At 64.3% G+C, this 26,155-nt stretch carries 26 protein-coding genes, 1 tRNA gene and 1 riboswitch; of the genes, 12 read left to right on the top strand and 15 right to left on the bottom strand.

Going from position 1 to position 26,155, the window contains the following annotated elements; translation table 11 throughout:
* Window positions 1–484: 484 nt before the first annotated feature.
* Window positions 485–904, top strand: coding sequence for a YlbF family regulator (locus tag AB1402_03435; GenBank protein MEW6540657.1), 420 nt, complete (start codon window positions 485–487; stop codon window positions 902–904).
* Window positions 905–1,293: 389 nt separating this feature from the next.
* Here the strand turns inward: AB1402_03435 and AB1402_03430 are convergent, their stop codons facing one another.
* The 8 genes from AB1402_03430 to glp form a co-directional block, all read right to left on the bottom strand.
* Window positions 1,294–1,638 carry a 4Fe-4S ferredoxin gene (locus tag AB1402_03430; GenBank protein MEW6540656.1) on the bottom strand — a complete coding sequence of 115 codons (345 nt, stop codon included), beginning with the start codon at window positions 1,636–1,638 and terminating at the stop codon, window positions 1,294–1,296.
* Window positions 1,639–1,756: 118 nt separating this feature from the next.
* Window positions 1,757–3,532 (bottom strand): adenylyl-sulfate reductase subunit alpha, encoded by a 1,776-nt coding sequence (locus tag AB1402_03425; protein ID MEW6540655.1) that lies wholly within the window; start codon window positions 3,530–3,532, stop codon window positions 1,757–1,759.
* 414 nt (window positions 3,533–3,946) lie between these two features.
* Window positions 3,947–4,696 carry a prolipoprotein diacylglyceryl transferase gene (lgt, locus tag AB1402_03420; protein MEW6540654.1) on the bottom strand — a complete coding sequence of 250 codons (750 nt, stop codon included), beginning with the start codon at window positions 4,694–4,696 and terminating at the stop codon, window positions 3,947–3,949.
* A 57-nt stretch (window positions 4,697–4,753) separates the two neighbouring features.
* The gene (locus AB1402_03415; GenBank protein MEW6540653.1) at window positions 4,754–5,242 is read right to left on the bottom strand and encodes a MogA/MoaB family molybdenum cofactor biosynthesis protein; all 489 of its coding nucleotides are present in this window, start codon (window positions 5,240–5,242) and stop codon (window positions 4,754–4,756) included.
* Window positions 5,235–5,678, bottom strand: coding sequence for an MOSC domain-containing protein (locus AB1402_03410; GenBank protein MEW6540652.1), 444 nt, complete (start codon window positions 5,676–5,678; stop codon window positions 5,235–5,237). Before AB1402_03410 ends, AB1402_03415 begins: the two co-directional genes overlap by 8 nt.
* Window positions 5,660–6,163 (bottom strand): cyclic pyranopterin monophosphate synthase MoaC, encoded by a 504-nt coding sequence (moaC, locus tag AB1402_03405; GenBank protein ID MEW6540651.1) that lies wholly within the window; start codon window positions 6,161–6,163, stop codon window positions 5,660–5,662. Before moaC ends, AB1402_03410 begins: the two co-directional genes overlap by 19 nt.
* A 54-nt stretch (window positions 6,164–6,217) precedes the next feature.
* A complete protein-coding gene (locus AB1402_03400) occupies window positions 6,218–8,143 on the bottom strand; it encodes a molybdopterin biosynthesis protein (protein ID MEW6540650.1) in 1,926 nt (641 codons plus the stop codon).
* A 129-nt stretch (window positions 8,144–8,272) separates the two neighbouring features.
* Window positions 8,273–9,487: a gephyrin-like molybdotransferase Glp gene (gene glp, locus AB1402_03395; protein ID MEW6540649.1), complete on the bottom strand. Its 1,215-nt coding sequence runs from the start codon at window positions 9,485–9,487 to the stop codon at window positions 8,273–8,275.
* Between the two features lie 115 nt (window positions 9,488–9,602).
* Window positions 9,603–9,726: riboswitch (molybdenum cofactor riboswitch) on the bottom strand.
* 189 nt (window positions 9,727–9,915) lie between these two features.
* On the opposite strand from glp, the gene AB1402_03390 reads away from it, so the two are divergent.
* The 3 genes from AB1402_03390 to AB1402_03380 all read left to right on the top strand — a co-directional run bounded on the left by AB1402_03390 (window position 9,916) and on the right by AB1402_03380 (window position 13,074).
* Entirely contained in the window at window positions 9,916–10,413 is a 498-nt protein-coding gene (locus AB1402_03390; protein ID MEW6540648.1) for a Spy/CpxP family protein refolding chaperone, read from the top strand.
* Window positions 10,414–10,663: 250 nt separating this feature from the next.
* Window positions 10,664–11,347: a response regulator transcription factor gene (locus AB1402_03385; protein ID MEW6540647.1), complete on the top strand. Its 684-nt coding sequence runs from the start codon at window positions 10,664–10,666 to the stop codon at window positions 11,345–11,347.
* Window positions 11,348–11,352: 5 nt separating this feature from the next.
* A complete protein-coding gene (locus AB1402_03380) occupies window positions 11,353–13,074 on the top strand; it encodes an ATP-binding protein (protein MEW6540646.1) in 1,722 nt (573 codons plus the stop codon).
* An 82-nt stretch (window positions 13,075–13,156) separates the two neighbouring features.
* Here the strand turns inward: AB1402_03380 and AB1402_03375 are convergent, their stop codons facing one another.
* Both AB1402_03375 and AB1402_03370 read right to left on the bottom strand, forming a co-directional pair.
* Window positions 13,157–13,705, bottom strand: a complete 549-nt coding sequence (locus tag AB1402_03375) for a DUF5698 domain-containing protein (protein MEW6540645.1) — start codon at window positions 13,703–13,705, stop codon at window positions 13,157–13,159.
* A gap of 255 nt (window positions 13,706–13,960) precedes the next feature.
* Window positions 13,961–15,196 (bottom strand): M15 family metallopeptidase, encoded by a 1,236-nt coding sequence (locus tag AB1402_03370; GenBank protein ID MEW6540644.1) that lies wholly within the window; start codon window positions 15,194–15,196, stop codon window positions 13,961–13,963.
* Between the two features lie 308 nt (window positions 15,197–15,504).
* On the opposite strand from AB1402_03370, the gene AB1402_03365 reads away from it, so the two are divergent.
* Together AB1402_03365 and AB1402_03360 are read left to right on the top strand one after the other, a co-directional pair.
* On the top strand, window positions 15,505–16,197 hold the full coding sequence (locus AB1402_03365; GenBank protein ID MEW6540643.1) for a hypothetical protein: 693 nt from the start codon (window positions 15,505–15,507) through the stop codon (window positions 16,195–16,197).
* A gap of 357 nt (window positions 16,198–16,554) precedes the next feature.
* Window positions 16,555–16,737, top strand: coding sequence for a hypothetical protein (locus AB1402_03360; GenBank protein MEW6540642.1), 183 nt, complete (start codon window positions 16,555–16,557; stop codon window positions 16,735–16,737).
* A gap of 197 nt (window positions 16,738–16,934) precedes the next feature.
* On the opposite strand, the gene pheA is transcribed toward AB1402_03360, so the two are convergent.
* Both pheA and aroF read right to left on the bottom strand, forming a co-directional pair.
* The gene (pheA, locus tag AB1402_03355) at window positions 16,935–18,053 is read right to left on the bottom strand and encodes a prephenate dehydratase (protein MEW6540641.1); all 1,119 of its coding nucleotides are present in this window, start codon (window positions 18,051–18,053) and stop codon (window positions 16,935–16,937) included.
* A gap of 84 nt (window positions 18,054–18,137) precedes the next feature.
* Window positions 18,138–19,010, bottom strand: coding sequence for a 3-deoxy-7-phosphoheptulonate synthase (gene aroF, locus AB1402_03350; protein ID MEW6540640.1), 873 nt, complete (start codon window positions 19,008–19,010; stop codon window positions 18,138–18,140).
* Between the two features lie 621 nt (window positions 19,011–19,631).
* Between aroF and AB1402_03345 the strand changes: the two genes are divergently transcribed.
* A complete protein-coding gene (locus AB1402_03345) occupies window positions 19,632–19,892 on the top strand; it encodes a hypothetical protein (GenBank protein MEW6540639.1) in 261 nt (86 codons plus the stop codon).
* A 172-nt stretch (window positions 19,893–20,064) separates the two neighbouring features.
* A complete protein-coding gene (locus tag AB1402_03340; protein ID MEW6540638.1) occupies window positions 20,065–20,208 on the top strand; it encodes a phosphatase PAP2 family protein in 144 nt (47 codons plus the stop codon).
* Here AB1402_03340 and AB1402_03335 read toward each other — a convergent pair.
* Window positions 20,205–22,490 (bottom strand): MEDS domain-containing protein, encoded by a 2,286-nt coding sequence (locus AB1402_03335; protein ID MEW6540637.1) that lies wholly within the window; start codon window positions 22,488–22,490, stop codon window positions 20,205–20,207. The genes AB1402_03340 and AB1402_03335 overlap by 4 nt on opposite strands.
* Window positions 22,491–22,804: 314 nt before the next feature.
* On the opposite strand from AB1402_03335, the gene lexA reads away from it, so the two are divergent.
* The 4 genes from lexA to AB1402_03315 all read left to right on the top strand — a co-directional run bounded on the left by lexA (window position 22,805) and on the right by AB1402_03315 (window position 25,508).
* The gene (gene lexA / locus AB1402_03330) at window positions 22,805–23,395 is read left to right on the top strand and encodes a transcriptional repressor LexA (protein MEW6540636.1); all 591 of its coding nucleotides are present in this window, start codon (window positions 22,805–22,807) and stop codon (window positions 23,393–23,395) included.
* Between the two features lie 36 nt (window positions 23,396–23,431).
* The gene (locus tag AB1402_03325; protein MEW6540635.1) at window positions 23,432–23,734 is read left to right on the top strand and encodes a hypothetical protein; all 303 of its coding nucleotides are present in this window, start codon (window positions 23,432–23,434) and stop codon (window positions 23,732–23,734) included.
* A 117-nt stretch (window positions 23,735–23,851) separates the two neighbouring features.
* A complete protein-coding gene (locus tag AB1402_03320; protein ID MEW6540634.1) occupies window positions 23,852–24,736 on the top strand; it encodes a YkgJ family cysteine cluster protein in 885 nt (294 codons plus the stop codon).
* A 46-nt stretch (window positions 24,737–24,782) separates the two neighbouring features.
* Window positions 24,783–25,508, top strand: coding sequence for a 4Fe-4S double cluster binding domain-containing protein (locus AB1402_03315; protein ID MEW6540633.1), 726 nt, complete (start codon window positions 24,783–24,785; stop codon window positions 25,506–25,508).
* Window positions 25,509–25,559: 51 nt separating this feature from the next.
* On the opposite strand, the gene AB1402_03310 is transcribed toward AB1402_03315, so the two are convergent.
* Window positions 25,560–25,802 (bottom strand): hypothetical protein, encoded by a 243-nt coding sequence (locus AB1402_03310; protein MEW6540632.1) that lies wholly within the window; start codon window positions 25,800–25,802, stop codon window positions 25,560–25,562.
* A gap of 187 nt (window positions 25,803–25,989) precedes the next feature.
* A tRNA-Leu gene (locus AB1402_03305) sits at window positions 25,990–26,077 on the bottom strand.
* Window positions 26,078–26,155: the final 78 nt, after the last annotated feature.

The raw sequence follows: 26,155 nt of genomic DNA, 5'->3' as shown, positions 1-26,155 counted from the left end.
CACCGGTTTTCCTGCCTGAAAAAATTAATTTTAGGATTTTGGAATGGTTATTACGATGTTTGGTAATAATCGCTCCCTGATTAACCCGCTGGCGAAGTATTGTGAAGTTGGGCACATATGGCGTCGACAACCAGAGGCCGCCCAAGGTGCCGGACTGAGATTGTGTTAAATATAGCATGTCCCACCGGCACTGACAAGTCCCGTCTGCCTCAAAAAATTACCGCTTTCAGCTTCTTCCGCCCGGATACCCGCTCTGTGCTTTAAATTGGCAAATCGCGGGCACATTGCCGGCTTACGCTTTGAAATGGGCACAAATACTGTCGATCTTTGGAGGCGGACCTTGTGCGGGCGGCTCGCAAAAGGTTGACTCTGCAATCACAGGTTTGTGGTACGGGAGATACCCGTGGTATAATTCTGAAGACCAGTCGGCCAAGCCACCGGCAGGGAAATTGCCGCATTCCCCACACACAGGAGGTTTTTGAAAGTGTCGCAGGAAGTCCTCGACAAAGCCCGGGAGTTGGGCCGGGTGCTTACGCAATGCGCCGAATACCGGGAAGTAAAGGCGAAGCAGAAGGTGATGTTCAACGACAACAGCGCGCTGGAAATGCTGAAGGTTTTTCACGGCATGCAGGAAATGGCCCAGAGAAAGCAGTCCCAGAACACAGACCTGTCCCCCAACGAGATTCGGGCCCTGGAGCAGATGGAACTCAAGGTGGCTGAACACCCGACCATCCGGGCCTTTCACGAATCTCAGAGCCGGTACCAGGAACTGATCAACAAGGTGCTCGAACTGATCCTCAAGGTGCAGAAAGAAGACCAGGAACTGGACATCCTCAAGGAGCAGGTTCCGGACTTCGCCTCCATTCCAAAGGAAGGCCGGGAAGAGGACGACGAGGACCAGTAGGCCCGCCGGCCGACCGCAAAGAACCGCCCTGCCGAATCGGCGGGGCGGTTTCCGTTGTCACCGCTATATCTTCATGAGGCCGGTGTGCGCCGGGGCATTATCTCCGGTCACTGTATCCGCCGCAGTGAAACCGCCGCTTGGCTCCGTGCTCCGCGTCAACAGCGGATTCAGCTTGGTTCGGGGCACTGCACGCCGCCTGCGGATTGCCAGCGAAGGATGTTCAGGTTCAGCCTTCCAGTGCCGCCCAGCAGTATTGATGGCTGTTCAGCAAAGGTTGGCACGGCGTCCTCGCCGGCGGCAGTGCCGTCCTCCCTGCGCTGACCGCTGTAGCGACGCTTCGCAATGTCGCCTGCACCGGCGGTTTTTCACCGTCTTAGCGAAATCTATGCCTACAAATCTTCTTCCTCGTCGTCCCCGGACAGGGTCCGCATAATGAAGCGTTCCACGTGGCCGTGGCAATCGATCAGGGTCCAGGTGACACTGTGCGGGCCGACGACGGGGACGAGTTTCCCGGGGACAAAGGCCAACTGGTACTGAATCCTGGTCTGGATCGCCTGCCGCGGACAATACTTGGTGCAGGTCATGCAGTCCCAGCAGTCGCCCACATCCCGGCAAACCGCCTTACCGGTGGGTTCTTCAATCACCATCAGGTTGCCCGGGCAGACCAGCTCGCAGAGCGGTTCCCGCTCGCCCTGGCACCCGTCGCACTGGTCGGGAATAACATACGGCGGCATTGGTTTGGTACCTCCTCTCGGTATTCAAAGCTGCCGGTGAGACCGTTGCAAAAAACTCGCGCTTGGCTTTGTCAGGCTTCGCCGCATCAAGCCATGCTTGTTTTTCGCGGTCTCGCGGTCATATGGTCTGGGCCTTGCGGTCGCCGGGAATGATCTGCTCGTAGGGCTCCTTGTCAAAGGTCAATTCGTCCTTCTCCGCATCCCAGAGCGAGGTGACGAAGCAGTCGAAATTGGCGTCGTTCACCTCGGGGTAGTCCGTCCGGTTGACGTAACCAGGGTAGCGGGTCTCCTTCCGGTGGTCGATATGGTCGATCACCAGTTGGCAGACGTCCAGCCGGTTGATTACGTCCCAGGCGAGCTGCAGCTGGTGCATGTCTTTCGCCACCAGGTAGGCCAACTGTTCCCGCCGCATCCGGTTGATCAGCTTGCGGGCGATGCCCAGGTTGGTTTCGTTCACGTAGAACCACCGGGAACGGCCGCCGCAATACTCCTCCATAATGTGCTGCATCCGCCACTCCATCTGGTTGGGGAACACGCCTTCCACCGGGTCCCCGCTGGTGAAGAAACTGCACTTCTCGTACCGCTCCAAGGGCGCGAAAATCTTTCTTTCCAGGTCCGAAAGCACCGCGGGGTCAAGCTCCAGGAGTTCGGGCCGCTTTTCCTTGATGTGGCCGACCATGCTGCGTCCAGCCAGACGGCCGCAAGTCCAGCTCCCGGAAATGAAGCGTGACGGCGCGGCACCCAGCGCGTCTCCCGACACGAACAGGCGCTCCACCGTGGTCATCCGGGAGGTGCCGAGCGTCCAGGCCCCGGCAAAGGCCGCGTTCGCCCCGACGATCGACGGGTTGTCGGCGTCGATCTCCACCGGCTCCCGGCTGGGGTTGATGTCGTTGCAGCCCCAATAGAGCACGAGGATGGGGGACATGTCCAGATATTGGGATTTTAGACCCTCCACCCGCTGCGGGTCTCCCCTGGTGGTGTCCATGTAGCAGGGGCCGCGGTTGTTCTGCATCTCCCGGCAGTACGCCAGCACCCGGATCGGGGTGGGGGCGGTGTGGCCGCCGAGCTTCACGTATTCCTCGCGCTCGCGCATGAAAGCCTCGCCCTTGGCATTGATCATCGGCGCCCACATCCCGATGGACATGGCCCCGGTCGCGGCGTAGGTGTCCTTGGTCCGGACCGGCACGAAACGGCTGTCAAACCCGACCATCTTGGCCCCGGCCCGCTTGCACATGGCATAGGACCCACCGGTGTTGAACGGGTAGTACCAGATGCGGTGGTGGGCGTCTCCCTGGCCGCGGGGGCGCCAGAGGCCGGCGGCCCCGCCGGCGCAGACCAGCACGGTTTTGCCCCGGGCCACGTAGTACTTGCCGTCCCGGACGCCGAAGCCGACACACCCGGCCACGCGGCCGTCCACCGTGATCAGGTCGGTCACGTAAACCCGGTTGTAGACTTTGGCCCGCGCTTTCATGGCCATGTTGGCGGTGATCGGTTTTAAAAGCGATCCGTTGATTTCGATGTTCCACTTGCCGCGGTTCAGGTAGCTGCCGTCGGCCTTTTTCTTGATCGGCAGCCCCTCTTTTTCCATCATGGCCACCGTCTCGTTGACCAGCCCGGCAACGCCGAGCAGGATGTCTTCGCGCACCGGCGCGCCGCACACGTCATAGCGGATGTAGGCCACCAGGTCTTCGGGTTTACCCTGGTTTACGTACATGTTGAGCGCGTTCATCCCGGCGGAAAGGGCGCCGCTGTTACGGATGAAGGCCTTTTCCAGGATCACGATCTTCAGGTTCTCCCCACCGGACTGACGTGCCTCCCAGGCGGCCAGGCAACCAGCCGTGCCGCCGCCGATGATCAAAACGTCGGCGTCGATGTAAACTCGCTCGCGTGCCACTCCGCTTCTCCCTCCTTAAATTACAGTCAAGGATAAAAAACTGCCCCCGCGTACCCTGATTTTGCGGAAACGAAAATCACCTCCCCGCGGGTCGGCGAACACTGCCAGGTCGGCTCAGGGGCACATACATTCCTCAATAAGTTAATATTAACAAAAACCCGGCCAAATCCTGCCTGCAGGCAGGAGAATCTCGATCCCAATTAGTGGCAGGCTTTAGCCGCGCTGAAACGATGTTACGATGTTTAGGTACAATCTCTACCGGTTAATCTCTAAACTACCACGAAAGACAACAGTTCACAAGTAGCCGCGCGGGCGCTGCGGGCGGCCGCTGGGGGTCTTGAAGTCCAAACCTCGTTCCTTCAACTGCCGAGCGCGGCAATCGCCGCGCCGGGCCACAAAGTACGCATACGGCCGTTACGGGCTCGAAGCGGCCCGGCGCCGGGCGGCGTACAGGAAGGCGGCGCTCGCCGCGATCACCGCCAGGCTCACCAACTGCGCCACCGTCAGTTCCATGATGTTGCCGGCCGGCGAGACCCGCCAAAAATCGATCACAAAGCGGTAGGCGGCGTACAGGATCAAGAAAAGGCCCATCAGGTACCCGTCAAACGGCTTTCTGAGGCTTGAGCGCCAGAGCACCAGAAAAATAACCGCGCCAAGGGCGAAAGAATACAACTGGGTCGGGTGCCGGGCCACCTCGTCAAACGGGAAGACGACCCCGAACGCGTGGTCCGTCGGGAACCCGTAACAGCACCCGTTCAAAAAGCAGCCGATCCGCCCGAACGGGTAGCCGGCCGCCACCCCCAGGACCAAAAGGTCCCCGATGCGGGCCAGCTTCAGCCGCCGGCGCCGGGTGAACCAGATGGCCACCAACAGGCAAAGGCCCAGGGATCCGAAGAACGAGAGCCCGCCTCCGTCCCAAATCCGCAGGATCTCCAAGGGTGCCTCCCGGAAACTGTCCCAGTGCAGGAACACGTAGGCGGCCCGCGCCCCGACCACCCCGGCGACGACCATGTAGAGCGCCAGGTCGAGCAGGGTGTCGGTGTCGATCCCCGCGCGCCGGCCGGCCCGCAAGACGACAAACAGCCCCACCAGGACCCCGACCGCCACCATCACCCCGTAACTGGTGACGGCAAGCGGCCCTAATTGAAACAAGACGGGATACACGGCTCTTTACCACTCCAGACTAAGCCGGCATTGCTTCCGGCGGCCAACATGCCTTAATCACTTCCGGGCGCAGTCCCGGGCCCGGCCGGTCAGAACCTCCAGCCCGTGCGGCAGGGCCGGGAGAATGGCCTCCAGGCACTCCCGCACCGCCTTCGGGCTTCCGGGCAGGTTTACGATCAGCGTCCGCTTCCTGATTCCGGCCACCCCCCGGCTCAGGATCGCCCGGGGCGTCCTCTTGCCGGTCTCGGCGCGCATCGCCTCGGCCAGGCCGGGCACTTGGCGCTCAACCACGGCCAGGGTCGCCTCCGGGGTATTGTCGCGCAGCGCGAACCCGGTGCCGCCGGTGGTGAGCACCAGGTCGGCCCGGTCGTCACACAGTTCGACCAGAGTCTCGATGATCACTTCGATGTCGTCCGAAACGATGCGGGTACCGACCAATTCCCAGCCCAGGGTGACGATAATATCCTCAATGACGCGCCCGCTCTCGTCTTCCCGCTCTCCCCGGGAACCCTTGTCGCTCGCCGTGACGACGGCCACCCTAAACACCGTTCAGCACCTCGATTGCGTCCCCGACCCGGACATAACCGCTTTTCACTACCTTCACAAAAATGCCCTCCCGGGGCATGATGCAGTCCCCCACCTGCTGGAAGACGGCACAGCCCACGTGGCACTTCTTTCCGATCTGAGAAACCTCTCCCTGGACATCCGGTCCGATCCGGAGCCGGGTGCCCATGGGCAGGCTGTGCAGTTCGATCCCCTCGGTGGTCAGGTTCTCGGCAAAATCTCCGGGCCCGACTTCCAGGCCTTTTTCCCGCATCCGGGTGATGCTTTCGACCGCCAAAAGGCTCACCTGGCGGTGCCAGGGGCCGGCGTGGGCATCCCCGACGAGGCCCACTCCTTCCTGCAGGTAGGCGCGCTCGACGTTATCCTTGCGCACGCCCTTCACTTCGCTGGTGCAAACCGCTACAACCTTTCCGGCCACGGTGCTTCCCCCTCCCTGTCAAACCGGCCGCTCTTGCCCCCGGATTTGACGACGAGCCTGATCTCCCCGATCACCATCTCCCGGTCGGCCGCCTTGCACATGTCGTACACGGTCAGCGCGGCCACCGCCACGGCCGTCATTGCTTCCATCTCCACCCCGGTCGGCCCGGCCGTTTTCACCCGTGATTCGATCTCCAGGCGTGAGCGCTCCGTATCGGCCCGGAAGTCCACCTCCGCCACCGTCAGGAGCAGCGGATGGCAGAGGGGAATGAGCCGCGCCGTCTCCTTGGCGGCCATGATGCCCGCCGTGCGAGCCACGGCCAGCACCTCGCCCTTGGCGGCACGGTTATCAAGGATCAAGCGCAAGGTGTCGGGGCGCATGCCGACGGCACCGCGGGCCACGGCCTCCCGCACGGTGACGGGTTTCGCGGTCACCTCCACCATTTTCACCTTGCCCCGCTCATCGACGTGGGTGAATCCGGACATGTTCGGCATACCACCCCGGAAAATACTACCGCTGGATTTCGACACCCGGACGGGCTATTCCTGCTCCCACATTATCCGGCCGCAGTCGCGCAAATCATACCCGCCCAGGGCCTGCACGGCCGCCCGGAAGCCCGGGTCGTCGACCACGTTCAGCAGGCGCCGCACGAGCGGTTTGTCCCAGTATTCCTTCAAAATGCACAAGTCATAACGCTCCTCGGCCACCGGCACAAAACCCAGCCCCAGGGCCGAGGCCGCGGCGCGGATCCCCAGGCCGCAGTCCGCCGTCCCGCTCGCCACGGCGGCGGCTACCGCCATGTGGGTGTACTCCTCGCGCCCGTACCCGTCCACCTGTTCGGGCCTGATCCCGGCCAGCCGGAGGTGGTAGTCCAGGAGCACCCGGGTGCCGGCCCCGCGCTGCCGGTTCACGAACCGGATTTCCTCCCGCGCCAGATCCTCGAAGCCGGTGATGCGGTCGGGATTGCCGGGGGCGGTGATGAAACCCTGCTCCCGGTAGGCCAGGTTCAGAAGGACCGCCCCGTGCCCGGGCAGGTGCTTTTGGATGTAGGAAACGTTGTACTCCCCGGTGGCCTCGTCCAAGAGGTGGGTGCCCGCCAGATGAGCCTCGCCGCGCCGTAGCGCCAAAAGCCCCCCGAGGCTCCCGACGTGCGCCGAGGAAAGCCCGGCGCCGGGGTACTTTACCTTCAGGTGGTTGGCCAGCACGTCCAGGGCGATGTCGTGGCTGCCGATGACCACCGCGGTTTCGTCGATCTCGGAAAGCGGCCGCAAAAGTTCGACCTCCACCGTCTGGCCGGCCTCGAAGCCCTCGTTGAAGCGGGGCACCACCAGCAGGCCGTCGGCGCGAATCAGGGTCAGGATCAGGCCGGCCCCGCGCCCGAGGGGCGTGCAGACGACCTTATCGCCCACCCGGCCGAGCTTCACCCGCACGAACTCGTCCACCCCCATGGGGGAGACGACGCGGCGGGAGAGCAGCGCGGAAACGCGGCGGCGGGGGGGCACCACCCGCCCGAGCCGGGCGTAGACCACCGGGCGCAGGAAAAGCTCGGCGTTTAGAACCGCCGAGACCGGGTACCCGGGGATGCCCAACACCGGTTTACCCTGGATCAGGCCCAGGATCACCGGTTTACCCGGCTTGATCGCCACCCCGTGGGTAACGACCCGCCCGAGTTCACCGATCAGGGCGGCGCTGAAGTCCTCCCGCCCGGCCGAAGCGCCGGCGTTGATGACCACGACGTCCGCCGCGGCGGTTGCCTGCTCAAGCGCCGCCCGCAGGCGGTCGTACTCGTCCGGCACGATGTCGTGCCGCACGAAGTCCGCCCCCCATTCCTGGACCAGCGCCCCCAGGACGCGGCTGTTGTATTCGACGATGTTCCCCCGGCGCAAGGGACCGCCCGGCTCGACGACCTCGGTCCCGGTCGGAATGAAAGCGACCCGGGGGCGGGAGTGCACCTGGAGGCGCGTCACCCCGCCGGCCAGCAGCCCGCCGATGTCCACCGGCCGCACCACGTGGTTCGCCGGGATGATCATTTCGGTCGCCACCAGGTCCTCGCCGATCATCCTTACGTGCTGCCAGGGGGGGGCGGCCGCGGTGATCTCAAAGGCATCGTCCGCCGTCTGATGCACGTCCTCGATCATGATCACCGCGTCCGCGCCTTCGGGTAGCGGGTCCCCGGTATCCACCACTTGGGCCTGGTCCGGCACCCGTAGCGTCAGGGGGGAGATTTCAGCCGCTCCAAATGTGTCCCGGGCACGCACCGCCAGCCCGTCCATCGCCGCGGCGTGGAAGTGGGGCGAGGAGACGGCGGCGAACACCGGCGCGGCCGTCACCCGGCCGGCCGCCCCGATGACCGGGACCTCCTCCGGGGGACCGGGCGCCAGCGCCCCCGCGGCGGCCAGAAAGGCCAGGTACTCCTGCCGCGCCTCCTCCAGCGGCCGCTCAGACAAATAAACGTTCCTCTTCAACGCTCACCCTCCCGAAAAGGGGGACAGTCCCCTATTTTACCCCCATTTTACCTTCTTTGACTTTCCTGGCGCCCCCAAAAAGGGGGACAGTCCCCTGGGGAAAAGGGGGACAGTCCCCCTTTTTGGGGGTTAGAAGGGGAGGACCTCGACTTCCTCGCCGGCGGCCACGCCCCGGCTCTCGAGCGGGATGCGCGCCAGCCCGTCGGCGCGGACCATGGTCGCGATCAGGCCCGACTTCCCCGGGATCGGGTCGGCCGCAAGCCGCCCCTGGTCGTCCCGTTCCAGGCGTACGCGCACGTAGTCCTCTTTACCGGCCGGCGAGGTCAGCGACCGCGTGACCGCGGCCCGCACCGGAAAGGCCCGGTAACCCGGGTCCAGCAGGGGACGCACCAGCAGGGCGAAAACCACCATCGCCGATACCGGGTGGCCCGGAAGCCCCACCACCAGCTTCTCGCCGAGGGCCGCGCCAATCGTCGGTTTTCCCGGCCGCACGGCTAGGCCGTGGAACAACACCCCCGGCGCGCCCAGGCTCGCGACCACGTCCACCGTCACGTCCCGGCGGCCCACCGAACTCCCGCCCGAAATCAGGACAGCCTGGGTCTCGTCCAGAGCACGGCGCATCACGCCGGCTAAAGCGTCGAAGTCGTCCCGCACAATTCCATAAACCACCGGTTCGGCGCCACACTCGCGCACCTGGCCGCTCAACGTGTAGGAATTGACGTCCCGCACCTGCCCCGGCCCCGGCGCCCGGTCCACCGGCACCACCTCGTCCCCGGTGGTGATGATCCCCACCCGCACCCGTTCGCGGGTCCGGACCACGCTCACCCCGGCCGCCGCCAGGAGCCCCACGTCCTGGGGCCGCAGCCGGTGACCCCGCGGCAGAAGGAGCGCGCCCCGGGCCAGGTCGTCGCCCCGCCGGACCAGGTTCTCGCCCGGCGCGACCGGGCGGGTGACCCCGACGGTGCGCTCGTCCAGGTCCTCGGTATGCTCGACCATCACCACCGCGTCAGCGCCCTCCGGCAGCATCCCGCCGGTGGCGATGCGGTACGCCTGCCCCGCCTCCAGGCGCCCGGGGGGGAAGTGTCCCATCAACACTTCCCCGGCGGCCTCCAGGTAGGCCGGCAGCCCTTCCGACGCCCCGAAAGTGTCCCGCGCCGACACGGCGTAACCGTCCATCGTCGACCGGTCAAAGCCCGGCACGTCTTCCGGGGCGAAGACGTCCTCGTCCAGGGTGCGGTGCAAAACTTCCCGCAGCCCCCGTTCTTTCGCCGGCGTCTCCAGACGCACGCGGTCCCGCAGCATTGACAGCGCGTCCGCAATCACGAACGCCCTGAAGAGGTCCAATGAACCTTCCCCCCGCTCCACAGTTGTGACCTCATCCTGCCGTATTCTACCCCCGACACCGCACAAAAACCCGGGCCGCACGGTAGGCACAAGCCCGGGTTCAACCCAAAAAAACCCAGCACCCAGCCGTTCCCCTTTCCGCAACGGGAGGCATGCCCGTTTCCCGGCACACCCTGTCGATCTACGGCCGTAACCCCCTTAGAGGCGTTAGGTCCGTACACTCGGAGAATCACATGACCAAAAAAATTCTTGGATTGATGTAAAAACCCTGCCGTTGCCCGGCATCATGGGTCAAACTTTTTCATGTTGCTTTATTTTCATATTTTTGTCGGGGGCCGTTCACAATTTGGTCAAAACTGCCGGTTACACTCATATCTAGGGCAAGTTTTCAAGATGCCAATATCTCTCGGCAAAGGAGGTGATTCACAGTGCGTCGCGCCATCATACCTCTGGCCCTCACCCTGGTGCTGGTCTTTGCCGCGGCCCAGATCGCCGCGGCCGGTTGGGGCGTCGGGGCGGGACACGGCGGCCGGGACGCCGGTACCTTTGGCTGGGTCAATCTGGCCGAAGAACTGGACCTGACCGGCGAGCAATCGGCGAAAATCCAGGAGCTTCAGGCCCGCCACTTCGAAAAGATGAACCCGCTCCGGGATCAACTGCGGGCTATCCACCAGGAAATGCGCCAACTGCGCTTTAAGCGCGGTGTCGATCAGGCCCAGGTTCAAGGCCGGATCGATAAGGCCGGTGAACTCCGGGAGCAGATGCGTCAGGAGGCAACCGCTTTCCGGACCGAGCTCCAGGGAATCCTCACTGACGAACAACAGGCCAAATGGTCCGAACTGCGCGGCGGGGGAGTCTGCCCGAACCCGGACGGCCCGCGTGGCCTCTCGAAGATGCCGGGTGGTCGGGGCGGCCCCGCGCAATAGGGATCGCATCCGACACAGACGGGACCAGGCCCCAAGCGCCTGGTCCCGCTCGCTTTGTGTTTGGACATTTTTTTGGAACGGTTCAAGGCCGAGTTCTTGACTGACAGTTGGTGCGACAGAGAACCGTCCCCTGTCGCAGGACCTTGTCGCGTTTTGTGCTAAGGAGCCTAATAATGTACACTGAAACGTAATAAAACGGGGTTCGGCTTCGCGTGACTGCGAAAGAATACGCTTTTCGAGGTGATCCGACTTGCACGCCGGCGTGATTTTGATGGTTGAGGACGAGGCGGCGGTCCGGGACGTAGCCCGGCTGTACCTGGAGAAGGAGGGATTCCGGGTGGTGCCGGCCCTCGACGGGGAACAGGCCCTGGAGCAACTGGCCGCAGTGAACCCGGACCTGGTGCTCCTGGACATCATGCTGCCCAAAAAAGACGGCTGGAGCGTCTGCCGCGAGATCCGGCGGCAAACGGCCGTACCGATTATCATGCTTTCGGCCAAGGGCGAGGAGTACGACCGGGTGCTCGGGCTGGAGCTCGGCGCCGACGACTACGTCACCAAACCATTCAGCCCGCGGGAGTTGGTGGCCCGCGTCAAAGCCGTCCTGCGCCGGAGCAGCGCCCCGGCGGGCGCAGGGACCGGACCGGCGCTGCGCTTCCCCGGACTGACTATCGACACTGAGGCCCATCGAGTCGAGGTCGAAGGGCAGCCGGTCGCGCTCACACCCAAGGAATTCGAGCTGCTGGTTTTCCTGGCCGCCCGGCCCCGCCGCGTTTTCAGCCGGGAGCACCTGCTGGCCGGCGTCTGGGATTATGACTACCCGGGAGACACGCGCACCGTGGACACCCACGTCAAGCGGCTGCGGGAAAAGCTCCGGGGCACCGGGCGGAGCTACCTCAAGACGGTTTGGGGACTCGGCTACAAATTTGAGGTGTAAGACAAGTGTCCAGCATTTTTGGCCGGCTCTTCGGCTCGTACCTGGCCGTAATCGTCGTTACGCTCGTCGTAGTTTACCTGGCGACCGCGTACCTGTTCGCCGACTACTACTTCGCCGCCCGGGAAACGGAATTGCTCCGGGAGGCGCAAGCCCGGGCCGGGATCCTGGCCGCGGAGGAGGACCGGCAGCGCCTGCGTCCCGGCGGGCATCTGCTGAGTATGCTCGAAGAACGGCTGGTGGTGCTCGACCGCCGGCAGATTGAAGCCCGGCACCCCGGCCGCGGCCCGGGTCCCCGTTCCTGGCTCGGCCCCGAGGAGTGCTCCCGGCTCCTGGCGGGTGAGACCACGGCCACCCGAAGGTACGTGCCCCACATCGACAAGGAAGTCCTGGCGGTGGCGGCACCCATCCGCCACGACGGCGAGGTCACCGGGGCGGTGCTGGTGTTCGCGCCCGTGTCCGACCTGGACGCCACGGTCACGGCCGTGCGCCGGATCACCCTTTCCGCGGCCGGGGTGGCCGTGCTCCTGGCCATGGGCTTAAGCTTCCGGCTGTCCCGCTCCCTGTCGGAACCGATCCTGGAAATGAGCCGGGTCTCGGTGGACATGGCCCGGGGTCGTTTCGACCGGCGGGTGCCGCTGCAAAGAAGGGACGAAATCGGGCAACTGGCGGAAAACCTGAACCTGCTGGCCGGCTCCCTGGACCGCTCAATCGGCGAACTGGCCCGCGAGAAAGGGAAACTGGAGAGCGTGGTGGCCAACATGGCCGAGGGCGTGGTGGCCGTGGACAGCGGCGGCGAAGTGATCCTGACCAATGCTCCCGCCCGGAGCTACCTGAAAAACGGCACCGTCCCCGAACTGACCGCCCTTTTCGAAGCAGTGCTCGCCAAGGGCGAACGGAGCGCACTTGAAATGGAGTTGGACGGAGTTCACCTGCTGGCCCAGTGCACGCCGCTCCGCCATGGAGACGGCGCGGTCTTCGGCGCTGTGGCCGTAATCCAAGATATTACCGCCCTGCGCCGGCTGGAACAGATGCGCCGCGATTTCGTGGCCAACGTTTCCCACGAACTGCGCACGCCGCTGACCGCCATCCAGGGGATCATCGAAGGGCTGATCGACGGGGTAATTTCGGAAGCCGAGGCCGGCCGCTACCTGCGGGTCGCGCACGGGGAGAGCCTGCGGATGAACCGGCTGGTGCAGGACCTGCTCGACCTGGCGGCGCTGGAGGCCGGCCGCACCGACTGGGAACTGCACGCCGTGGAGCTTCCGGAAATCCTGGACCGGCTGGAGACCCGGCTCCAGGCCCCGCTGTCCGAAAAAGGGCTCGCCGTCAGGCGGGAGGTGCCGCCGGACCTGCCGCCGCTCCCGGCGAACGAGAGCCGGCTGGAGCAGGTGCTGACCAACCTGGTGGAAAACGCCGCCCGTTTCTCCCCGCCGGGCGGGGTGATCACGGTCACGGCCGAGCGGCGGCCGGATAACCGGATCACGGTCACCGTCCGGGACCAAGGGCCGGGCATCCCGCCGGAAGACTTGCCCCACGTTTGGGAGCGTTTCTACCGGGTCGAGAAATCCCGCGCCCGGGAGTCCGGAGGCACCGGTCTGGGACTCGCGATCGTCAGGCAGATCGTCGAGGCGCAAGGCGGCGAGGTGGCGGTTGAAAGCAGCCCGGGTGAAGGCGCGAGTTTTTCCTTCACCCTCCCGGCCGCGGAAAACGAAGGGCCAGGGCCATAACTTATAATAAGTGCCACGCGGGGCGTTGTTGTCCGGCTGATTACAGGCATTTTGCGTCCATACCCGCACGGTCTCCCGGCCGCTACCGCCCCGGGATGACGCTTTTGCCCGGAATGACCCCCCCGCGCATGCTCCGGGCGTCGGAAACACTGAAAAAGCACTTGGGATCGTGCCCGTTCAAAACCTTCAAGGCGCGGGGCAGGTTCTTGCGCTGCATGAAGAGAAACAGGATCTTGCGGTGGCCGTCGCGGCCCTCACCGGTCACCAGGGTAACCCCGAACCCCTCCTTGCGGAACAATGCGGTCAGTTCGTCCACCTGCGTCACCGGTGGAAAGACCTGCAGGCTCACAAAGCCCATCGCCAACCGTTCCTCTACGAAGGCACCCACCAGGTTCCCGGTGGCGAACCCGGCGGCGTAGGCGACGATCTTCCCCGGATCGGTCAGTCCATCTTGTAAAACAAAGTTCAGGACCATGATGAAAATGGTGACTTCCAGAAAGCCGATCAAACTGGCTTGCCACTTGCCCCCCCTGGTCAACAGGAGAATCCGGATGACGCCCAGGGACATATCGGCCACCCGGGCGAAAAAGATTAGAAGGTACCCCAGCAGTATGCCGGTCCAGGCCTCCACCACGCCGTCCCTCCTCCGAAAATAGAATCTTGGATGATATTTTCATCCCCGCATGAGCGACGATGAATCGTCGTGAGTGACTCCTCCGAAAATAGAATCTTGGATGATATTTTCATCCCCGCATAAGCGCTGGGAAAAAGGGGCCTGGCCCCTTTTTCCGTGTCCGGAGTCATGGAAAAAGCAGCTCGCGGGAACGGCTGCCTGTTGCTCAACAAAACACTACCACAAAAGTATATTTTCACCCGGCCGCCGGTGTCAAACCGAATGGGCACTACTAGAGGCCAATGGCACGTCCCGCAGCGGATACTTCCACCAGACCGGGCTGTCAAAGTGCCACCATTCCTTGGCCAGCGGCACAAAACCCTCCGCGGACATGGCCTGTTCCAGAACGGCCCGGTGATGGAGCGCCGCCTCCGGCGCGTCCCGGTAATCCCGGTGGGCCCGGGGGGTAAAATCGTCAAAATCGCTCGGCATTTCCAGTTCGCGGCCGTCCAGGGTCGCCAGGGTGCAGTCCACCGCTCCCCCCCGGCTGTGCCGGGACCCGCGTTCCGGATCGGCCCAGAACCTCTTGTCCGGAGCCAGTTCCCACAGCTTGGCGTGCGCGGAAAGCGGACGGTAGGCGTCGTATATTTTCAATCCGAACCCCTGTTCCCGCAGCCGGGCGTTGACCCGCGTCAAGCGCTGGGCCTCCGGCAGTACCAGGTAGGCCCGCGGGGCGCTGTATATGGGGAAGCCTGCGAAATTGCGCGTTCCAGCGTAGCGGATGTCCAGGTGGATCGTGGGGTCGAGGGCGGCCAGGTCCACCAGGGGCGGCTCAATAAAGCCGCCGGCCGGTTCCACGGCCTCCAGCCGGTAGACGATTAAGACCGACTCCACCGCCCGGCGGTCCGCGGACAGCCCGGTAAAAGCCTGCGGTTCCGCTTCCCGGGCCCGCGCCAGCACTTCGCCCGCCGTACCGGCGGGACCCCTTCCGGGGAGATGCGTGGTGCGCATCCCTTGCAGCCGCCAGGACTCCGCCGGCGCACCTGGCCCTGGCCGGAAGGCCAGAAAAACAAGCCCTTCGTCAGGGAGCGCGGGCCGGATCCGCTCCGGCGGACCGGCCGGGAAGCGGCCCACTCCGAAAATAAGCACCGCTCCCTCGAAATCGCCCGCCGCGTGATCTAGAACTGTCTCCAGCGGCACGCCGGACCCGCCCTCCGGCAGGTGGAGAATTGTGCTCGGTGCGGCACCCCGGTACAATCCCAGGGCGTGTTTGGTGTTCACCAGCACACCGGCCGTGCGGGCCGACTCTCCCAGGCCGGCGACGTAAGCCGTGCCCCCCAGGATGAACATGTCCGCGGGAGCCTCCGGGTAATGCACGGCCCCCAGCCCAAAGGCCAGCTCGATCTCCCGGACATCCTGCTGCCGCAACCGTTCGCCCGGCAAAACCTCAAAGGCGCGCGCCAAGCCGCCGGGTTCCGCCGTTACTTCCGGCACCCGGACATCCGCCATCGTCGGCCGCCCCTCCTTAAAGATTAGCCCGCCGCCTGCCCCGGCTGCGGCCAGTATCAAGGTTATGACCAGCACCCGGCGCCAATTCAAAGAAATACGCCCCGCTTTCACCCTATCAGGTTATCATTTTGCCCGGCCCGGCGAAAGTCAACCCCCACCCCCCAGGACGAGAAAAAGGTGTTAGACACCTTTTTCACCACCTTTTTCCCGCTGAGGGATTGTCCCTCTTGTTCCCCTTTTTGGGGTGGTATAAGTGTGGGAAGGGAGAGGAACCATAGCCTTAAAAAGCAGGAAAGGTGGGTCCAATAATGCCCGAAGAGCAGGATGAAAGATTTGAGCGGACCAGGCGGCCGAGATTGCCCGGAGGTCTCGACACCCGCTGGTGGATCGTGCTCCTGGTCGGCACCATCGCGGTCGCGTTGCTAATCGGTTTCTGGTCCGGTGCGCGCTTTGGCCCCGGGCCCGAAGCGCGCCCCGGCCCCCCGGCCGACCGGCAGCCAACCCAGGCGCAGGTGGCCGCGTACCTGACCGATCCCGCCAACCGGGACCGCGTGGCCGACATCCTCAGTTCACCGCAGATGCGCGAGCCCTGGATGGGCATCATGTCCACGGCCCGGATGCAGGCCGCTTTCGCCGCGATGCTCGACGAACCCCGAATGCAGGACAACGTGACCGACATTATGGTGAACACCAACACGGTCAACGCCACGCACCGCTTGTTCACCCTGCCCCGGTTCCAATCGGCGGCCGGCAACATCCTCAGGCAATCCGAATCCCGCCAGGGAGTGCTGGACATGATGGCCCAGAATCAGATGAGGGACCTGATCCGGGATATGGCCCGCGACCCGCGCCTGCGGCCGCTCATCCTGGCCGAGATCGGACAGCCCGCGGTGCAAGTACCCCGGGCCCCGGCGCAGCCCCAACCGCAGCCCCAGCCCCAACCGCCGGCCCAGCCCCAACCGCCGGCCGGGCAACCAAATGCCGGGGACGTGCAGGACTGACCGGCTTTTCCGCCCGGTCGCCTGGATAGGCTCGGGTGTTTCGGCCCCGGGGGCGGGCGGTAGGTAAGTGTAAAGCAGACAACCATGCCGCCCTGGCAGCACCATCGGAAGGATGAAAATACCCCTCACCCTAACCCTCTCCCAGAGGGAGAGGGGATTATCAGGGTGGATGAACGGGGGCGGGCAAATGAGTTTGCCCGCCCCCGACTCGTTGTGTTACGCAGTTCAGCATTCAATCTGCACAGCCGCAAAGCGGGGCAAATGAGTTTGCCCGTCTCCAACTCGTTGTGTTAGCATATGCTTTGAGGAAAGAAGATCCGCCCGGAATCGTGGGGGAGAGAGGGGGGGTAATTCCGAATGTCCAGAACCATCGTCGTGGTTTTCGCCATTATGGCGCTGGCTGTTTACGGGATCTTCGTCATGGATGTCGGCATCGGGCCGATTCTCATCGGTTTGTCGCTCGGGTTGTTGGTCGGACTCGCGTTCGCGATGTTCCGGGCCGGCGCGTACGGGCGCCCCCGGGGGCGCAAGGGCCGCTAGTGCACCCAAGCCGGTGCTGCGGGGCCGCAAGGACTAGCCGCCTTTGGGAATATACTTTTCTACAGCGATTGTGTGCCGCAAGTGGTGAATGCCGGTTCAAAATGCCACCCGAGCGATGTAACCATTGCACAAACAACATATCCAGAAGGGCCTCCGTGGGGAACGCTTTTGAGAAGCCTGATTTCTCACACAGGCTACTAACCGGGACCGCCCTGCAGCTCCACGAAATAAGGCAGCAACAAGTCATAGACTCCAGTCACCATACCGGGGTCGAGTCCTTTTTTGACGGCCAGCGCCCGCAGGCGTTCCTTGATTTCCGCTTCCCGTTCCGGGTCGCGCACCGGCCTGCCGTTCTTGTATTTGCCTGCCTGACGCGCCAGTTCGGCCCGCTCGGCCAAGAGAGCCACAATCTGGCTGTCCGTCACGTCGATTTCGGCCCGGATCGATTCCAGGCCCGAAGACAACGGGTCCCGCGGCCCCCGGGGGGCGCCGTCCGCCGGGTAGGAACCCAGGATCTTGTAAGAGCTGCTTTGCGCCCGCACACCCGCCAGTGCCGCCTCAACTTCCGGTTCGCCGGGATGTCCCTCCAGGTCGATAAAGAACACGTATTCCCCCAGCCGGGTCTTCGCCGGCCGTGATTCAATGCGCGTCAGGTTGATGCCCCGGCGTGCGAACTCGCCCAGCAGGCGGTACAGGGAACCCGGGCGGCGGCCGTCGACCGCGACCAGGACCGAGGTCTTGTCATCGGGCCCGGTCCGGCAACCCCGCCGCCCGATCACCAAAAAGCGGGTGGCGTTTTCCTTGTAGTCGGCCGCGTCATCCGCCAACACCGAAAGGCCGTGCCGTTTCGCCGCTTTCCGGGTGCCCAACGCCGCCCACGGTTCGCCCGATTCCGCCACCACCCGCGCCGCCTCGGCGGTACTGGTGGCCTCCACCAGCTCGGCCCCGGGAAAGCCCTCGGCCAGGTACGCCCGGCACTGCGCCAGCGCCTGGGAATGGGAGATGATCCGCGTGACCCGCTCCGGGCTCACCCCCGGGCGGGCCAGCAGATGGTGCCGGATAGGCAGCACCACCTCCCCGCAAATCCGGACCTGGCCGGCCTCATGGGCCAGAAGATCCAGAGTCAGCCCCAGCGAACCCTCGCCTGAGTTTTCCGCCGGCACCAACCCCCACTCCACATCCCCGCCGTCCACCGCTTTGAACACCTCGACTAGGGACCGCAGTGGGCGGAGCAGCATCGGCCGCCCGCCCGCCCAGCGGGAAGCAGCCTCCTCCGAATGGGTGCCCTCCGGCCCAAGATAAGCGATGGTTTCCATTTGTTGTCACCCCTACTCCGAAAATACATAGCGGCGGTTTAGGTGATTTTCATCCTAAGTGGTGCCGCGTACGGTATGGCTGTCTCAATCCATAAGGCCCCGGTTCAACGCCCGGGCGATGATTTCCACTTCCCGCATCAGCCGGCCGAACCCGGCCGGGTCCAGGGACTGTTTGCCGTCACAGAGGGCTTTGTCGGGCTCCGGGTGCATCTCGACGATGATTCCGTCCGCCCCGGCCGCCACCGCCGCCAGGGACATCGGGGCCACCAGCTCCGGTCTTCCGGTGGCGTGACTCGGGTCGACGATCACCGGCAGATGGCTCAATTCTTTGACCAGGGACACGGCGCTCAAGTCCAGCGTGTTCCGGGTGTAGGTCTCGAAAGTGCGGATACCCCTCTCGCACAGCACCACCTGGCTGTTCCCGCCGGCCAGGATGTACTCGGCCGCCATCAGCCACTCCTCGATCGTGGCGGAGAACCCGCGCTTCAAAAGCACCGGCTTGTTCGTCCGCCCCACGGCCCGCAGCAGGTGGAAGTTTTGCATGTTCCGCGAGCCGACCTGGAGCATATCCACGCATTCCAGCGCCGCCGCCAGGCTTTCCTCGTCAATCACTTCGGTTACGGAAGCCAGGCCCGCCGCCGCCGCGGCCTCGGCCAGCAACTCGAGCCCCTCGCGCTCCAGACCCTGGAAACTGTACGGAGAAGTCCGGGGCTTGTAGGCGCCGCCCCGCAGGACCTTCGCCCCAAACCCCGCCGCCGCCCGGGCCGCCGCCGCCATCTGTCCCCGGCTCTCCACGGCGCACGGTCCGGCGATCACGTTCACCGCACCGGAGCCGAACTCCGCCCGGCCCACCCGGACCACCGTGTTCGCGCCGCCGCGCCCCCTGCCGGCCAGCCGGTACGGCCGCCCCGCCGCCCCGGCCGGAAGCGTTCCGGCCACCATTTCCGTCCCCATCATTCCTAAGCATCTCCTTTGTATAAAATTAAAAAGCCCGGCCTCCCTCTCAGGACGAAAGCCGGGCTTCCGCGGTACCACCCCAATAGACCCACGACGTGAGTCCGCTCGATAAGGCACGGGAGCGCTTTCCCAAAACCGGCGCAAATAAAAAGCCTTTCATCCCACAAGGGACGAAAGGCTTTTGGGCCTTCCGCGGTACCACCCTGGTTGGTCAAGGGACCCGCTCTCTGCGCCGGGTACGGGACGCACGCGCCCGATACCCCTCCCTTTTAACGGCGGGAAACCCGTTCCGGCCTACTTGCCCGCCTGCGGCGGTTTTCAACCGGGCGGCTCGGGGGAGAACTTCAACGGACCAGACCCTGAAAGCGCTTCCAGTCGACGACGCCTTCTCCCTGGAGGGCTGAAACACCGCTTACTTTTCCCCGTCACGGCCTTTGCGTGATCAAGTTGCTGGAAAACAGCATACCAGGACTTAAGCCTGTTGTCAACCGGAAAACGTCCGGCACGTCCGGCTCGCCCGGCTAATTGCCGAATTCCCACCCGATTCGCAAAATTTTTTTGTTTGGCGTATAATTAACTGGACAAGCACCCGGTGACCATATCTAGAAGGGGGGCTCCCATTTGCATAGGCAGTGCCCGAAGTGCCGTTCGTTCCGCGTGGTCCGGGTCGGCCAGTACGCCAAGTTCATAAAGGTCAGCCTGACCGGCTGCGTCCTTCTGATTGCGGCCGCCATCGCCTACCCCGTATTCTGGATCGTCCTGCCGTTCTTCTGGTTGATCAGCCTGTGGTTTTACCTCTCCCGGCCGCTCCTTGGCTGCGACGACTGCGACCACCTGTGGAACCCCCGGAAACCGGAACAGGTGTTGAAGTACGACCGCTGACCCGGACGCGGCGCATTTATACCGCTTGCCCGGCCGGCCCCTGCCGCGAAGCGCCATAGCACAGGCCGGGCTAAGAAAACACGTTCCTAAAAGCCCAAATATGCCGCCGTAAGTGCTCCCGGGCCTTTAGCTTTTTGTATCGGCGGCCCGGGCGACCTTCACGGCACTGGCGGTGCTGATCAGCTGTTCGCGGGTCTACGTGGGCGTGCACTACCCGTTGGACATCCTGGGCGGCGGCGCTCTGGGGCTTTTCATCGCCGGGCCGGCGTTTTGCACCTGCCGGGCTTTTATGCGCAACGGGCCGCGGGACGTCTAGCCCCCCCCCCCCCCCCCCCCGGGGGCGGGCAGGCGCACCACACCCTGAAGGGCGTCGCGCAGGTCGCTCAGCACAACCGGCTTACGCAGCACTAGGTCCACGTTGTCCTTAATCACCTCGTCCAGGGTGGAATCCACCCAACCGGTCACCAGCACGAACGGCAGGTTCGGATACGCCGACTTAACCCTGACGCCGACCTCCAGCCCGCTCAAACCGGGCATGGCCAGGTCGCAGAAGACGGCGTCAAACCGGTTGTGCGCCAGCAGTTCCAGGGCCTCATTCCCGCCGGACACCGCCTGCACCCGGCAGCCGAGCGTGGACAGAAGGCTCTTTAAAGTATCCAGCACCGTCGGCTCATCGTCGATGAGCAGCACCTCAGCATGAGCACAGGATTCGGACGGCTCCCCGGACTCTTCCGGGGCTTGGGATTCCGGCCGGGCCACCGGCAGGACGATGTCGAAGGTGGTGCCGTGTCCCAGTGTGCTCTGTACCCTGATGCTCCCCCCGTGGGCGGTAATGATGTTGTGGGTGATCCCTAGGCCGAGACCGCTTCTCCGTTCCCCCTTGGTGGTGAAAAAGGGGTCAAAGACATGCGGCAGGGCGGCCGGCGGTATCCCGCAACCGTCGTCACTAACCGAAACATTCACCGAGGATCCGTTATCCCAGATCCGGATAGTGACCGTGCCACCCCGGTCGTTCACCGCGTCAAAAGCGTTGATCAGGATATTCACCAAGGCGTCACGCAGGGCGGCCGCGTTCCCGGAGACACAAGCCGCGGAACGCAAATCCTGAACGACCTCGATGTGGACCCCCGCGGCGGGCGCGGCGTTGTGCCAACGGTTGCGGGTGAGGTTCACCGTGCCCTGCACCAGTTCCGAAATCCGCACCAAACGGAATTCACGCGCCGCCGGGCGGTAGAACTCCTGCACCCGGCGCACCAGCGCGGACGCGTCCCGGGCCGCCGCGTGCGCCTGGTCCAGGTTGGCCTGCAAAAACCGGTCAGTGGTTTTTGCTTGAGCCAACTGGAGGTTGCCGATAATAACCGCCAGCAGGTTGTTGAAGTCGTGGGCGATGCCGCTGGTCAGAATCCCCAGGGAGCGCAGTCTTTCGGCCCGGGAGTTTTCCTGGTTCCATCTGCTGTGCTGCTTCTGATACTCGTAGGCCGTGCCGATGGTGTCCCCGACCGCGAGCAGCCAATCCGCCCCCAGGTTCACCAGATCCGCCGTGTTGTCACAGACGATCGCCAACGCCCCGATCCTCTCCTGCTGGTGCTTCAACGGAACAACCAGGCAAAGCCGTCCGCCGTCACACCCGAAGAACCGGTAACACAAGGGACACTCGCTGCGGCTTCGAATCACCGGCAGGCCGTTCACCACCGCCTGGTAGTAGCAGCTCCGGCCCAAGTCCGGGGGTTTGAGCTTCCGGATGCTGTCCACCTCGGCAGGCTTCAGGCCGACCGACACCACTTCCCCGAACCCGCCGGCGGTGAGGTCGACCTCCACCAGGAAACCGGCCCGCGCCTCCAGGTACCGCACCAGCAGGTCCAACGAGATCCGCGCAATCTCCGACGGCTCGTGCCTGTAGGAAATAGCCCGGGCGAGCCGGCTGAGAAAGGTTATTTGCCGGTTGGCCTCCTCCAGGCGGGCGGTGTTGGTCAGGCTGCTGTGGACCACCGACCGCAAACGCTCTTCGGCCGGCACCGGCACCAACCCCTCCCGAGTCTGGAAGAAGCCGCCGGTATGAGACTGGATCAGCTGTTCAAGGTCTGCCGGCTGCAAGTCCTCGGCATAGTACACGCACAGGGCCGTGAAGTCCCCGTCGGAAAACCGCCGGGACACTTCTTCTTCGTAGCGCAGGAAGTCCCGGATATTCAGGCTGTGCCGCAGCCAACCGACCTCCCCGACCACCCGCAGCCCCCGGTAGCCCGCCACCCGGGCCTCGGCCAGCAAGTCCCGCCACTGCTGGAGCACCACATCGGCCCGGAAGGTTCCCTCCTGCAGGTAAAAGCCGTCAGACGCCCGAAAGCCGAACTGCTCCCGCGCAACGTACTGGTAAAGAGGTTTCAGGCCGAGGACTCCCCGTTCGCGTACTTGTTGAAACCGGTGGGAGAAACGGTCCGCAAACCGCCTGTCGCCGGTGAGCACCAGGCACCGCTCTCCGCCGGCCAGGCCGGCCGCGACGAAATCAGCGATCGGCTCGTAATTGAAGTTGGAGCGGGAAGTCAAAAGGACCGTATGGCTGCCCGGGGGCAGGTCCATGAGTCCCGGGGTGTACTCCGGCATTCGGCAATGCCTCCTCATGTCAGGTCGATTCTGTAACTTTTAGTCTATTGGACTAAAACCTACATAATTCCTTTAGGAGAAAAGATCGAAGAATGGCGGAAGAGCTGGTGTTTCAGCCGTATGAGCATTGGGTCGAGAGTCGTTAACGTTCCTCGCGGTTGTACGGGACCCCCAGCGCTCCCGGGGCGCCGATCCGCTGGCGCACGCTTTTCCCCAAACATCTGTAAATAACTGCTCCAAGGCGCTTGGCAGGAACCCTTTTGTCTGGTATGCTGGTAATAATACGTAATTTTCGGAAGGAGGCGTTTGAGCCGATGCAGGGAGTGGGGGAAACCATCCGGCGCCTGCGGGAGGAAGCAGGGCTGAGCCAGCGCGCGCTCGCGCGGAAGGCCGGGCTCTCGTCCCAGTACCTTAGTGATATTGAGGTCGGCCGCACCTCGCCCAGCCTGAAAAGCCTGGAGAAACTGGCCGGCGCCCTGCAGACCGCACCAGGGCGGTTGCTGCAGGGGCAGGACCAGTTCTCCAGCCAGGTGGTTCAGGTCCCGGTCCTGGGGCGCGTCCCGGCCGGAGGCCCCGTCGTTTCCGAAGAAGTGATCCTGGGTTACCTGCCGCTGCCCCGCAAGCTGGCCTCGGAGGACACCTTCTGCCTGGAGGTGCGGGGAGAAAGCATGCAGGACCTGGGCATCGACAGCGGGGACTATGTGCTGGTGCGGGTCCAGCCCACCGCCGAAAACGGGCAGGTCGTTATCGCCAGGGTGGAGGGCGAGGTTACCTGCAAGCGGTACTACCACACCGGCCGGATGATTTCCCTGGAACCGGCCAACCGGCGGTTTCACCCGCTCCGGCTGGAGGCCGGGGAGATCGAAATTGTCGGGGTTGTAACAAACGTGATCAAAAGGGTATAGTATTGCTGGCGGAATTCCGCCGGAAGGAGTGCCTCCATGGGGAAAGAGAAACTTGAGTGCCCCAACTGCCGGTCCGCCAGAGTGACGGTCCGCGGGAAACGCATCCTGACCAAGGGGCTGGTTATGGTGACCGGCATTCTGACCGCCCTGCTCTTCTTCCTGGGCTATTTCCTGTCTCCGGCCTTGATGACCGGGGCCTTGTACGTTTGGCTGGGCGGACTGGCGGTTATCGGCGTGGTCCTTCTGGTGCCTGCGGAGCGGCTCGAAATGTACTACTGCCGCAGTTGCGAATTCCGCTGGCTGCGGGGCCAGTTCGGCGGTGACGGCCCCCGGCGCTAGGGACGGCTTCACGGCCTGATTCTCGTCGAAAGCCTGCCGAACTGATTGACCAAAAACAATTCCGCTGCGGGAATCGCCTAGAAGCCCATCCCCTTCAGGGGATTAGGAGTGTCACACTTGCCGACTCATCGATCTGTTAAGGAAGGGAGCTGGTTTGCGTTCATCGGGAAGGTGCACCGTGAATACCTGCAAAAGCTCGAGGCCGGCGCCCTGCGGGGCGTCGGCCAGGACCACGTTTTCAACTTCGAGTGCCGGGAAGAGTGTATGGGCCTTTGCTGCCAGGAGATCGAGATCTTCCTTGATCCCTGGGATGTGGAGACGCTCAGCCGCCACCTCGGGGTTGCCGGGCAGGAGTTCGTGCGTACGTACTGTCTACTGGAAATGGTGCCCGAGTGGAACTGGCCGGTGGTCAAGTTCCGGCACGCGGCGGAAGGGCCTTGCGCTTTCCTTAAGGACGACAACCTGTGCCGGGTGTATCCGGCCCGGCCCCGAAACTGCCGGGCGCACCCCGTAGGCCGGGCCGTCCGGTTCACGCCCGGTTACCCGCCCCGGAAAGAGGAGCGGCTTTTTCTGCTCCCGCCGAACCCCGGATGCCTGTGCCACGGCGGCGAGCGGCGCTGGACCATGGATGAGTGGATCGCTGATTCGGAACTCGAGCCCTACCACCAACTCTCCGACCTGCACCTGGAACTGGTCCACTACGCGGCGGACACCCTGCGTTCCCGGGAATGGCTGCACGAGGACACCGCCAGAATGATCATCCCGTTCCTTTTTGCTCCTGAAATCCTGCGCGTCCGCTTAAACATCCCGGAAAGCGCGGTGGACCACGAGGAGTTTTACCGGCGCCGGCTGCTGGCGGTGAAGGTGGTCCTGACCGACCTGGCCGCGGTCCTGGGGTACGGCCCGCGAGCCAAACAGGTGAGTGAAGCCGAACCCGGAACCGCCTTCGGCGGCAACCTGATGGACCGGGTCCGCCCGGTGCTCCGCACCGGCCAAGAATAACTGCCGTGCGCCAGGGACAGCATTCCTGCGACAGGGGGTGGACGCAGTGTCCGGCCTGAATCCCGACCGCCTAAGCCGACGCCTGGAAGCGGCCGGAGCATGCCTCGTCGGGTTCGCCGATTTGACGGGGCTCCTGCCTCCGGGCCTGGAACCGTACCCGCACGCCGTCTCCATTGCCGTTCGGCTGCCGGACGAGGTCGCCCGGGAGATTGTCTCCGGCCCGACCCCGGCGTATTTAAGGTTCTACCGGCGGGCGAATGAGAAGCTGGATGAAACAGCCGGCCTGGCCGCCCAGCACCTGCGGCGCGCCGGCGGCCGCGCCCTGGTCGTGCCCGCCTCGGTCCGGGCCAGCGCCGAGGAACTGCGAGGGCTCTTTCCGCACAAGACGGCGGCCACCCGGGCCGGGCTGGGCTGGATCGGCAAAAACGTCCTTCTGATCACCCCCGCCTACGGACCCCGCGTGCGCCTGGTGACCGTCCTCACCGACCTGGACCTGCCGGCGGGCAACCCCTTCAAGGCCTCCCGCTGCGGCCGCTGCACCGAATGCGTCCAGGCCTGTCCAACCGGGGCCCTAACCGGCACTGCCTGGAAGGCCGGCCTGCCACGCCGGGCACTCCTGGACACCACCCGCTGCCGTGAAGCGGCAAAACGGCCGGACCGGAGCCCAATTCTGCCGGTGTGCGGCATCTGCGTGGGGGCTTGCCCCCAGGGGCGCCGGCGCGACACGGCCTCACCCAGTGCCGCCGGACCGGCCCCCGTCCGCTCCCGCTAGCCCAAAATCCGGCGCTGGAATTCCTCGAGCCCGAAGTTCTGAGTCCCGGACCTATTTCCTCTGCTGGGCAATCAGGGTCTTGATCACCCCATAAAGGCCGCCCGCCGCCAGTCCCAGAAGTCCGTACAAGATGATGGTTCGAAAAGGCTCGGCGATACCGTCCAGCCGCAGGGCGTGCTCAACGGTTTCACGCAGCGTTCCCGTCCCGGTCTGCGCATTGCCCGGAGCGGCCCAAAAGGCCGTCAGCACCAACACCACACAGACAACCGGCAGCAGACGCCTGTACTTTCCCAAGTTCCCCCGCCCTCTCCTTGCTTTGTGGTCGTGCCTCATTTCGTCCTCACCGGCAACTTCGCCAGAAACTGCTAATTCCCTGCCGGGCGGCTGGATTGTCAAACCCAAAGGACCGCAAACAAAAAAGCCCCTCGCCACAGGCCGCGAAAGGGATGGATCCATTGGGTCAGCATATTGATTTCATTATTGGTGCCGGAGGCCGGGGTCGAACCGGCACGGGTGAAACACCCGAGGGATTTTAAGTCCCTTGCGTCTGCCTATTCCGCCACTCCGGCAAGTGATACAGAGGGGCGCACTCCAAAAGTGCGCCGTACTTTATTATACTACCCGGCGCGGGGCGCGGTCAATAATCC

Source organism: Bacillota bacterium (genome assembly GCA_040757205.1).
Lineage (GTDB): Bacteria > Bacillota > Desulfotomaculia > Desulfotomaculales > Desulforudaceae > Desulforudis.
Note: the sequence above shows the minus strand (reverse complement) of the source record. Positions and strands in the feature narration are given on the sequence as shown.

Excerpts from the sequence above, each read along its gene's own strand:
- AB1402_03430 (MEW6540656.1), bottom strand. The coding sequence starts at position 1,638 with ATGCCGCCGTATGTTATTCCCGACCAGTGCGACGGGTGCCAGGGCGAG.
- moaC (MEW6540651.1), bottom strand. The coding sequence starts at position 6,163 with ATGTCCGGATTCACCCACGTCGATGAGCGGGGCAAGGTGAAAATGGTG.
- AB1402_03370 (MEW6540644.1), bottom strand. The coding sequence starts at position 15,196 with ATGGCGGATGTCCGGGTGCCGGAAGTAACGGCGGAACCCGGCGGCTTG.
- AB1402_03365 (MEW6540643.1), top strand. The coding sequence starts at position 15,505 with ATGCCCGAAGAGCAGGATGAAAGATTTGAGCGGACCAGGCGGCCGAGA.
- AB1402_03360 (MEW6540642.1), top strand. The coding sequence starts at position 16,555 with ATGTCCAGAACCATCGTCGTGGTTTTCGCCATTATGGCGCTGGCTGTT.
- pheA (MEW6540641.1), bottom strand. The coding sequence starts at position 18,053 with ATGGAAACCATCGCTTATCTTGGGCCGGAGGGCACCCATTCGGAGGAG.
- aroF (MEW6540640.1), bottom strand. The coding sequence starts at position 19,010 with ATGATGGGGACGGAAATGGTGGCCGGAACGCTTCCGGCCGGGGCGGCG.
- AB1402_03335 (MEW6540637.1), bottom strand. The coding sequence starts at position 22,490 with ATGCCGGAGTACACCCCGGGACTCATGGACCTGCCCCCGGGCAGCCAT.
- lexA (MEW6540636.1), top strand. The coding sequence starts at position 22,805 with ATGCAGGGAGTGGGGGAAACCATCCGGCGCCTGCGGGAGGAAGCAGGG.
- AB1402_03325 (MEW6540635.1), top strand. The coding sequence starts at position 23,432 with ATGGGGAAAGAGAAACTTGAGTGCCCCAACTGCCGGTCCGCCAGAGTG.